General features: G+C 61.8%; 2 protein-coding genes. Both read right to left on the reverse strand.

From position 1 onward, the window contains the following. Positions 1-67 precede the first annotated feature (67 nt). On the reverse strand, positions 68-5,713 hold the full coding sequence (locus tag JJ896_08630; GenBank protein ID MBO6779703.1) for a T9SS type A sorting domain-containing protein: 5,646 nt from the start codon (positions 5,711-5,713) through the stop codon (positions 68-70). A 228-nt stretch (positions 5,714-5,941) separates the two neighbouring features. Further along, positions 5,942-10,747 (reverse strand): T9SS type A sorting domain-containing protein, encoded by a 4,806-nt coding sequence (locus tag JJ896_08635; protein ID MBO6779704.1) that lies wholly within the window; start codon positions 10,745-10,747, stop codon positions 5,942-5,944. Positions 10,748-11,077: the final 330 nt, after the last annotated feature.

Consider the following 11,077-nt stretch of genomic DNA (forward strand, 5'->3'; position numbering starts at 1 on the left):
ATCGGCCGCTGGCGACGACCGGTGACGTGTGCGTCGGGGAACGTGCCCAAGTGCATCGGCGGCCTGCTTATTTCATGAGCACCAACTGCCTGGTGAACGCGCCTGCCTCGGTCTGCAGGCGATAGAGGTACGTACCACTAGTCAGACGCCCGGCGTCGAACATGGCCCTGTGCCGGCCGGCCTCCACCACGTCGGAAACCAGAACGGCCACTTCCCTGCCCAGCACATCGTATACAGCCAGGTGCACCCGCCCGGTGGTCGGCACATCGAAGCCGATCGTAGTCGACGGATTGAACGGGTTCGGGTAGTTCTGCGCGAGTGCAAATGCGGTCGGCAGGTCGCGGACCGGTTCAATGGTGGTAGACGTGACTGATCCGGCCGATGGGACCATCTCTACGCCCCCGCCCCGGTTGCCAAGCAGGATATCGCCGTTTTGCAGCGGCAGAAGCATGCTGACGTACCCCTCTTTCAGGGCAAACTCAACAAAGTCGCGGCTTGGTACGGTGATCGGCGCCGTGTGCTCGAATGCGCCAAAGCCCCAGCTGCCGACCAGGAGGTCATCGTCCACGTCCTCCTCGTCCGGGTCAAACGCCAGCGTGCGAATCTCCGGGGTGACCACGGTGCCGTTATCCAGGGTCACGCGGACATCGAGTTCGTCCCACAAACTGACGACCGTTCCGCCTGCATCGAGCGTGATGCGGTAGACGCCCCGACCCGTGCCGGCAAACAGATACTCGTTCGAGTCCGGAGAGAACTCCAGGTCGAACACGTGGCCACCCGACGCATCGATCAGCAAGTCGTTCACGGCGACTCTGCCGAGCGGCTCCCAGGTGAAGCCATAGTCTTCCGTGTGGTACACGCCCCGCCCGAAGACGCCCGCGTACAGCACGCCCGGCTCTGTTGGGTGTGCGGTCAGGCTCCAGGGCAAATCGGCGCTGGCGCCCGGCAGCGAAGTCACCTTCTGCCAGCTCGCACCTCGGTCGAACGAGCGGTAGACCGTGCCCGTATTGGCTGACAAGTAGATGATGCCGCTCGCATCCTCCTCGATGGCGTAGACGGTCGTCCATCCCGGCGTTTCGCCCGGGAAGACAGCGGCCGCGCTGGCGAACGTCTCTCCGAAGTCTGTGGAGTAGTACAGGCCCTCCGAGCCCCAGGTGGCGGCCCAGACCCAATCGTCCGTCGAGTCCGCGGGCGTGCCCCGACTGTCCAGGAACAGGTCGGTCACGTAGACCGGATGCGGCAGGCCGGTGCCGCAGGGACGCCAGCGGTTCCCCACGCCAACCTGGGTGAAGAGCACGCCGTCCGGGTCCGGAATGCGGCACAGCACACCCGTGTTCAGGCCCGGACTGCCTTGCGAAAGGCCCACCAGCACACGCTCCAGCCCGTTCGGCAGGTTCACCTGCAGGGCCGCGACACCATGGCCTTTGGCCGGGAACGGGAAGGTCGGCAGGAGAGAGACCCGCACGCTGTCGGCGTTGTCCGTCGCAACGGTGTCGACCGAAATTACCAGGCCTGCGTTTTCGGTGGAATCCGGGGGTACGATCCCCTTCAGCAGCGCGTAGTAGACATCCTGGATGTGCGCATCCATGATGCCGGTGACCTCCATGGTCGCGGTCACGCCGGACTGCAGCCACGGAATGACCCATTTCTCGGGCGCATCCAGCGTCGGCAGCGAGAGCGTCGGCGGCGAGCCATCGTAGTAGATGCCGCGGCTGGGCACGATCGGCTGCGTCGGACTCACGGCATCCGGAATCGTGATTTTGGGAATCACGCAGGTGGCGTGCTCGATGCCGTTGTTCGTGACCGAGTACGTCAGCGTGATCGGGTCCGTCGGGTAGAACTCGTTGGCAGAAGCCGTGACACCCACCGAAATTTCCGTCCTGGCGTCCAGTTGCGACTCGATGGAGTCAAACGTCACATCCTGGTTGGACGCCGCCGTGAACGTCCACTTGCCGGTTCCAACGCGCTCATAGACCAGGGAATGGTCCGTGATGCCGCCTTCGGTCACGATGTCCAGAATGTCCCCGTAGCACCTCGGCAGCACCGGGTCCTCTCCCATGATATGCGGATCATAAAAGGGCGATGGGGTCACGATGAACCGGTCGTTGCCGGACTCTCCCTGGATCAGGACGTTGAGCATGACCGCGCCAGCAACGTCGAGGTTGGGGAACGTGATCGTGTCGTCCCCGCCCCCTGGCCGCACGATCAGGGAGTCGGTCGGTGTGGTGAAGGTTACATCCTCGCCGCAGGTCACGCAGTCGATGAACGAGAACCCATCGCCCAGACCACCCGCGTCACCGGAACCGTTCAGGTTGATCGTGTTGTCGTCGTCGTTGAACTGGAAAATGGCCTTGGCGGGCGTGGCCGTGAAGAAAATGGGCTCCAGGCCGTCGTAGATGATGTTCAGGTCATCAAAGGCTCCGGGTACCACGGGGTCGTCATCATCGATGAGGAAGTTGCCAGAATCCTCGTCCGTGTGGATGGAGAGGAAATCGTACGTCGTGGCCCCCATGGTGGAATTCTGAATGGTCAGAAAGTCCCCCGGGCCAGTGGTGGGATCACCGCCATTGAACGTGATGGTCCCACTGGTCAACGCCTGGTTTTGCAGGTCGATGCGCAGTTCGTCGTCGCCATCGCCTGCATTGTAGACAACGCCTCCGGTCGGGATCGGAACGCCGCCGGCAAGATCCACCAGCAGCAGATTGTCCGTGTCCAGGCCCTCTATGGTCAGACTGTTCATCCCCGAGATCGCTGGGGCCTCAAACAACGTCACCGTTCCGTCTCCCAGCGTCAGCGTGGTGCCTGTCAGCGAGAGCGTGATCGTGCCAGTGACATTCGTCCCGGACGGAAGGGTCACGGTCACGTCCGGCGTGCTGGCTGCGTTGACCAGGTCCACCGCGTAATCCTCCACTTCTCCCTTGGCGACATAGCCGAATGGTTTGTCGCACCCGGAGTCGCAATACCTGAAGCGAGCGAAGCTGGCACCAACACCTGTGCCACTGGGGATCGTGAACTGAACTGTTGTCAAGCCGGTATTGAGCGGGGCAGCGGTAATGACCTCTTCGCTCGCATCGTCGAAGGTGCCGTCGATATTCAAATCAATCCAGGCATACAGCACTCCGCTTCCGACCACCTGGACATCGGCCGTCGCTATCGTCGATCCGGATGCCGGAATCATGAGGCTGCTCAGAAAGGTCACGCCGTCCTCATCGTCCGCTCCGTCGACGTCGTCACCGGTCGCGTCCGCCGGCGTGTCCTGTGCATCCAGGTCGATGTCGAGCTGGACCCCCATGTAGTGCGTGATCGGAGCTTCGACACCGTGCCGGGCCCCATCGTTCAGCTTTTTCGTGCGATACCCGTTTGCCGAAGGCGCGTCGCCGTAGTCCATGCCAACGATTTTGACGGGGTAGTCCTCCACCTCGCCGTCGGCCGCGTCTTCTTCCGGATCGTCGCAATAGGTCGTCACCGAGCAGACTCTGACGCGCGCGAACGTTTCGCCGGCGGACCCGCTCGGAGGAGTGACGGCGATGACGTAGTCGCCGGTTGCGGGTGCAGCAGTGACTCCGATATAGTCGGCGGCCTGCGTAAACTCCCCGTCGGCGTTGAAGTCAATCCACATGTGGATGAACCCCCCTGCCCCGTCAACATTGACGGTGACCAGTTCCGTCGCACCGAGTGCATAGATCGTGGGAGGCACAGCGATGCCGTCTTCGTCGTCTCCGTCAGCGTCTCCGTCATCGCCGCTGGCCGTCGCCGAGGCCTGGTTGCCAGAATCTGAGTCCACAGTTGGGCCCAGACGTGGCCCGCCCGAGAGGATTTCGTGGCGTGCGCTTCTTGTGGCGGCCGTATAGGTCGCAGGGACATCGCCGTAGTCGTATTGATTGACGGTGATGGTGACGGTGCTGTTGCCGGCATCATCGTCAGCCTGGTCGGCCGCTGTGATGAGTGCCGTGTTTGTGACCGTGTGCTCTACGCCCAGGGTCGCGGCTACCGTTGCCGTCACCATTCCTCCGCTCGCAATGCTGAGTCCGGACCACGTGGTGCCCACGAACTGGGCGGAGGCGACTGCTGAGTAGTCGGTTGACCCGAGCTTTGCGTCCGTGACGGTGACCCCGGTCGCGTCGGTCGTCGTGGAGGTGTTGTTGACCTGGATCGTGTACGTCAGCGTGCCGTCATCTGCGTTGAAGGTGGCGCCGGCCGATTTGGAGATGGAGAGGTCCGCGTCGTCGTCTAGAATGGTGTATTCGTGGGTCGTCTGACCCGATGGCGCGTACCCGGTGCCGGCCGCGATTGTGACGACAATGGCCTCGTCAGCCTCGTCTTCGCTGTCACCCGTGATGGTAATTGGCAGGGTGGTAGAGCTTGTTCCGGCTGTCACCATCAGGGTCGTACTGGCCGCGTAGTCGCCGCCCGAAGCCGTACCACCGTACGAGAAGTTCAGGGTGATGTCGTTTATCGGCGTCGGGGATATTGTAATGTCGAGGGATGGACTGTTTGACTCGTCCCCGCTTGAAGTTGCCGCGTCGAATGAAACCTGCGGCACATCGTCGTCCTGAATCGTCGCGGTATGGGTAGTGAAGCCTGTCGTGCCCGCGTTTGTGGGCGCGCCCATGGTCAGCACGACGGTCTCGTCGTTCTCGTCCGCGCCGTCGTCATTGACGGTGATGGTCACGGATTCTGAGGCTGAGGTAGCCCCAAATGTGAAGTTCGCCGGACTGATGGTGTAGTCATTGGGAAGCGCCCCCTGGCTCGCCGATCCGGACAGGGCGTACGGAACCACCACCCCCCGCTCGCTAAGTCGGTCGAGAGTCACCGTCACCGTCATATTTCCTGCCCCCTCGACACCGGACTGCACATCCGCCGTAAAGGATGCGTTCGGCTCCACATCGTTATCCTGGATGGTCGCTGTGTGCACGGTCGTTGTGCCGAGCGTGGCGTTGGCAGGCGCGCCCAACGTCAAGATCATGTCTTCCGGGTCTTCGTCGATGGCGTCGTCGTTGACCGTAAGCGTGACGAACGCGCTTAGCGCCTGTGCCGCGATGCTGAATTGTCCCGCCGACGCCTCGTAGTCCTTGCCGCTACCCTCCGTCGCCGATCCTGACAGGGTAAAGGGCGCAGTGACCGCAAAAACTGTCTTGTGCGAAAGCGTTGCCGTCACTGTCGGCGAAACGGACTCGTCATTGGACTGCGCGCCCGCAGAGAATTCGACCGTGGGCACCGCATCACCGTCATTGATAGTCAGGCCGACGGTCGGTAGCGTGCCCAGATTGTTTCCGGGACCGGTAATCGAGGTGACTTCAAAAGTGAGGGTCTCCGCCGACCCTTCGTAGAGCATGTCCGCCGTGGTGGGGATGTTGACAAGCGCCGAACCCCCGCCCGCAGACACCATGATCGAGCCTGTCGTCACGGTGAAGTCGCTGCCACCTGTCGCCGATCCATTCGTGGTGGTATAAAACACCGTATGTGGCCCCGTGTGGTCAATGGTGCTTGAGGCACAACTTGTCCCGTTGTACTCCTTGACCACGACTTGCACCTGCAGATCAGTGCCCTCCGTCACCGAATTGATCGTAGCAGATGCACCCGGGCAAAAATCCTGAGCGACGGCCGGCGTGGCGCCAGCCAAGGCTACCGTCAGCGCGCAGCACGCGAGTGCCACCTTCACTTTTCCAGACAAAACCAGCTTTCCTTCGAGACGGAAAGGCCACCGTCTCATTTTGATACCTATCCGCATCTAGAAGCGTGGGAAAGGCGCGTTTTTGCGCCCCCTGGCGGATCTGTGTTGTGATTCGTCCGATTGCGATTCTGCGGCCCCTGTGCGGCCCCTGTGGCCCCCTCCCATCGAAAGACCCCCGGCCTCCTTTCGGAGACCGGGGGTCTGTGCACGAAGCGCCAGGTGCTTCGGGTAGCGTAGTGGAGCAGGCCGGGCGCTTGTCGCGCAGGGCTACTTCATAAGTACCAGCTGGCGAGCGTAAGCGCCCGACTCCGTCTGCAGACGGTAGATGTACGTTCCCGTGGTCAGGCCCTGGGCGTCGAACTGCACGGAGTGCTGTCCGGCCTGGACCGAACCGTCAACCAGGAGGGCCACTTCGCGACCGAGCACGTCGTAGACCGCCAGGCGAACCTGACCGGACTGCGGCAGCGCGAAGCCGATGGTGGTGACCGGGTTGAAGGGGTTGGGGTAGTTCTGCTCGAGCACGTAGCCGCTTGGCAGCTCGGCATCGACCGGCTCGTCTTCGGTGGAGGTCGCCGAGGCCGCAAGCGGCTCTCCGAACTCGATACCACCTTCCATCGAACCGAAGGCGATGTCCTGGCCGTCTTCGGAGATGGCGACAAAGGCCACTTCCTGGCCACGCAGGGCGATCTTGACAAAGTCGACGCTCGGCGTGAGGGTCGGAGCCGGGTTGCGGAAGGCGCCGAAGCCCCAGGTGGTGGCGTACAGGTGACCGTTCATGTCGAAGGCCAGAGCGCGCACCTCGGGGGTGACCACGTCGCCGTTGTTCAGCGTGACCTCCATGTCCAGCGACTGCCACAGGCCAGTGCTCGATCCGTCACCGGCGAGCGACATCCGGAAGACGCCGTTGCCGGTGCCTACGAAGATGAAGTCATTCGTCGGATCCAGCTCCAGGTCGAACGCATGGCCACCTCGGTTGGCGATGAGCAGGTCATTGACAGCCTGGCCGCCCAGGAATTCCCAGGTGAAGCCGTAGTCCTCGGAGGTGTAGATGCCACGACCGAAGGTGCCGGCATAGAGGCGACCGCTCTCACGCGGATGGGCCACCAGGCTCCAGGGCGTGTCCGCATCGACTTCCGGAAGATCGCCGATCTTCTGCCAGGTCTCGCCACCGTTCAGGCTGCGGTATACGAAGCCGTGGTTGGTCGAGATGTACAGGAAACCGTCCGCATCCTCGGTGAAGGCATAGACCGCCGTCCAGCCAGCTACGTGCGTATCGCTGACGCCCGGGTTGACCGCCGTGAAGGACTCACCACCGTCGCGCGAGACGTAGAGACCGTCAGAACCCCATGCGGTGAGGTAGATCAGGTCACGATCGTCGGGGTCGGTGGTCTCGACGTGAGCGAGGTCCGTCACGTAGAGCGGGTACGGGAGGCCCGCGCCACACTCACGCCACAGCGGGTAGTCGTCACTGAAGACACCGTCGAAGTTCGGCACGCGGCACAGCACGGCGCTGTTGAGACCCGCGAAGCCGTTGGCCAGGCCGACGATGAGGCGCTTGTCCGTGTCCGGATCGCCGTCGTGGTCGTACCACAGGGCAGCCGTAGCCTGCGCCTTCACCGGGAACGGGAAGGCCGGCTCGATGTCGAGAGACACCGAGTTGTTGTGCAGGTTCGGGTCTTCCTGGGGAGCGAGCGCGGTGATCGTGGCCTCACCGTTGTACTGGTAGCCAACCTCCACCGTGTAGCTCAGAGTCGCCGTGGCACCAGGTGCCAGGGAGCCCACCAGCCACATCGGTGAGTTGAAGGACCCCTGTGTAAACGTCGGGCCGTCCAGGATCGTCAGCGCGCCGTCCAGCAGCGTGTCGTTGATCTTGATGCAGTCCGCCGTGTTCGGGCCAAGATTCTCGACCAGCAGTTCCACCGGCAGGATATCGCCCGGGTTGGTCGACGGGGTCGGCGGCAGGATCAGCGAGAGCTTGACGTCCGCGACGTAGTCGGCGAAGTGCTCCATCTCGTCGAAGGTCAGCAGCTGATGCGAGCTGCTGAAGCTGATCTGCTTGCCAGCTTCGTCAATCGTGTCGATCACCGCTCCCAGTGAGGTATCGATATCCAGGACATCGCCCACACAAGTGCTGGGAAGGCCACCTTCGATGTCGCCGAAAGTCAACGAGCTCGTCGTTGTTAGCGGAGCAATCAGGAAGTGATCCGGACCATCGGTGATCCCCTCAGCCACGTCGTCTCCATAGAGAGAGATTTCAAACGAGGCCGGGTTGCCGTTGCCATCGGTCTCATCCACGCCTTCAAAGGCGTAAGAGTCTGATCCCAGCCCTGCCCAAACCTTGAGGGTCGTAGTCGGGTTCTTGAAGGTGATTTCCTCGGACCCATTCGAGTCGATGAACGTGAAGCCGTCCGCGTCTGCTCCGTTGTCACGGATGACGATGTTGTCGTCGATCAGGTCGGAGAACTCAAACTCGCGGTTGGCCGCACTGAGATTGTCCTGAACGGGTGCGAAGTCTCTGAAACGGATGGTGTATCCGCCAGAAATCTCAACATCGCCGTCGCTGGCGTTGAGTGCCGTATGGTTGACAGTGGTGTGCACCGTCCCACTCTCATCGACCAACACAAGTGCGTCGTCGCCAAGCTTGCCGTCGACATCCAAATCGAACCCGGAGGGCATCATCTCAATGTCAACGACGAAGGAGTTGGGACCGCTGTTGCCCTCAATGAGGAAATCAGTGGTTGCACCCGTTCCGATGGCTACCAAGTCGTTGGTGAAGATGATGGTTCCGTTTCCATCAACGAGAAGGATGTCCGTGGCGGTGAACTCAACTCGCACCGGCTCTACCACACCTTCCGGCATCTGGAAGGTCTTGGCAGCGCTTCTAAACTGCGTGGTTACGCTGTAGTCCTCCATCTCGCCACCGGCAACCGCGCCAGTCGTCGGCGAATCGCAGACGTCTTGGACCGTACACGCCCTGAAGCGCAGGGTCAGGAGCGTTCCCGGGGTCGCAACACCGGTAAGCTCATCCACGTCGATGGAGACCCAGTTGAGGCCTGAGCTCACGGGCAGGTCATCCACCTCGGTTGTCCACACCACTCCGGCCAAGCCATCATCGTACTCGGCGAATACCGACAAATAACCGTCGTGGGACAGGGTGACGGGTAGGAGATTCTCGACAGGGGCGCCAGCGCCCCCTCGCTGAATGAGACCGCCTGGCAGTGGGAAACCAACACCATCCTCATCAGCTTCACCGGTCGTGTCATCAGTGTCCGCTGCGAGCGATCCCGTCACCGAGGTTTCGGCATCACGGAGCACGCCGAGCGTCAGGTCATCCGACATCACGTGCGATCCCGCGGCGATGCGGTCGCCGAAGTCAGCTCCGTAGACGGCGGTGATGACTCTATCTTCGTTGTCACCAGGGTTGGTCTCGACAGAGCCGGCACCCTGGTCCTGGACGAGCGCCTCAATCGACGCGTGGTCGCCGTGTGCAGCGGTCACTGAAGTAGTGACAGTGTACACCCGGGACGAGCCCGCACCGATCGTCACAGCGCCCCCTCCGCCACAAGTGAACGCACCGTCGACGACTGCGCTCACTGAGCCACCACAACCAGACTGGGTCGTCTTGGATAGCCCAATTAGCTGATAGTCGATGACAACGTCTGTTGCGGCCGCCGCACCATTGTTGGTGACTGTGAACTCGTACACTACGGCCGGAGCACCACCAATGAGCGCGACAGAAGCGTCGTTGACCGTTCCGGTCGTGCTGGTAGCCACGATTGTGAGGTCGACTCCATCGTCGTCGGTGATGTAGCCGGCAGCTGTCTCGTCATCGATATTGTAGCCAGTCCCGTTCTGGAGCTGTACTACGAAGATCTCGCCGTCTTCCGGAATCTGGTCGTCTATGATGGAGACCGGAATCATCTCGTCTACAATGGCCGGGTTGCCGAAGGACACTCCCGCGACGTTGATGCTGGCAGGCCCGGGTGTGTAGTCCTGGTTCTTCAGGGCCGTTACATCGAGATACGCGATTTGGACGTTGTAGGCCTGCTCCGAGTGATGGCTCGGACGTGCCTTGAAGGTGAAGCTCCCCGCAGTTTCCAGGCCGCTTTCGTCCTGCACCATGATCACGGTTGGGACGTCTTCGTCATCCTCGATCGTCACGGCGCCAATGGCATCGGAGACCGTGTAGTTGGCGCCGCCCGGCACTAGCAACTGAACCGAGAAGAGTTCGTCACCCTCGTAGATGTTATCTGGCCAAGTTGGCACGTAGAGCACAGACGAAGCGGACATAGCGGAGATCGTCGAACCAAACTCAGCGGCGCTCGCAAACGTCATGGCGTTTGCCGTGGCGTCTCCGTCGTAGAAATCGACGTCTTCCGCGGCACCCGCTCCATTCTCCGTGTTTCCTACCAGGAACGCCAAGTTTGCTGTCGTCTGGGTGTCAAACACGATGGCCTCGTCCGAGAGGTGGGACAGGCTCAGTGTCAGGGCCGCCGAACCACCTTCCAGTATGCTCGCATCCGAGATGCTGACGCTGGGGTTGGCTTCATCGTCGAGAATGAAGACCGTCAGTGCGTCGTTTGCATTCAGCGAGAAGCCTACCGGGTTGAATAGCTTGATCTCGAAGCACTCATATCCGCCGTTCGTCGCGTTCTCGCGGATGGCGTCGTCGAGGGTCTGCACCGAGATCGGTCGCTTCACACCGGCACCTGAATTCTTAGGGAACGTCAGCTGACCGGAGATCAGCGGGTAGTCCGCGTTCAGGGTGGCGTCGTTGACAACCGGAGTCGCTGTACACGTTCCCGCCTGCGCCACGTAATCGACCGTGGCGTTGGCCCCAAGGGTCCCGCCGCCAGATAGTTCGACATATGCGGTCTTGCTGGCACCTTCGTTGAGCGTCGTACGACGTCCGACAGAGCCAGCAGGGCCGTCAGTTGACACTGAGAACCCGACCGTTTGCGCCGACGCGACACTCACACTGAACATCAGGCCCAGAAGGAAAATGAGTGAGCGCGCGGCGCTTGAAAATGTGTCAGCCACGCGCAGACGCGCGGCCTTTGTAACACCGTTCATGACAGCTTACCTGCTGATGTTGAAACAACGAGGAGGGGCGGCTGTCACGGTTTAGCCCTGCGCGACGTCCGCTCCCATGCATGGACGGAGAACGGACCTTCCGATTTGATTCAGAATGCGCGTCCGATTGGTTGTGCGATTCGTCCGAGGCCAGCAAAACGCGTCTGATTAGCGCTTGGAGAGCGCGGCGTTGCGGCGGGTCGCGGCGCGTATCGCCCGAAAACAAACCGGACAAAAAAACCCCGGCCTCCACATGGGAGGCCGGGGTTTCGGCGATCGAGTGAACGACCTAGCGTAGCGGAGCAGGCCGGGTCACTCGGGGTCGCGCAG

Source organism: Rhodothermales bacterium, assembly GCA_017643395.1.
Classification (GTDB): Bacteria; Bacteroidota; Rhodothermia; order Rhodothermales; family UBA10348; genus JABDJZ01.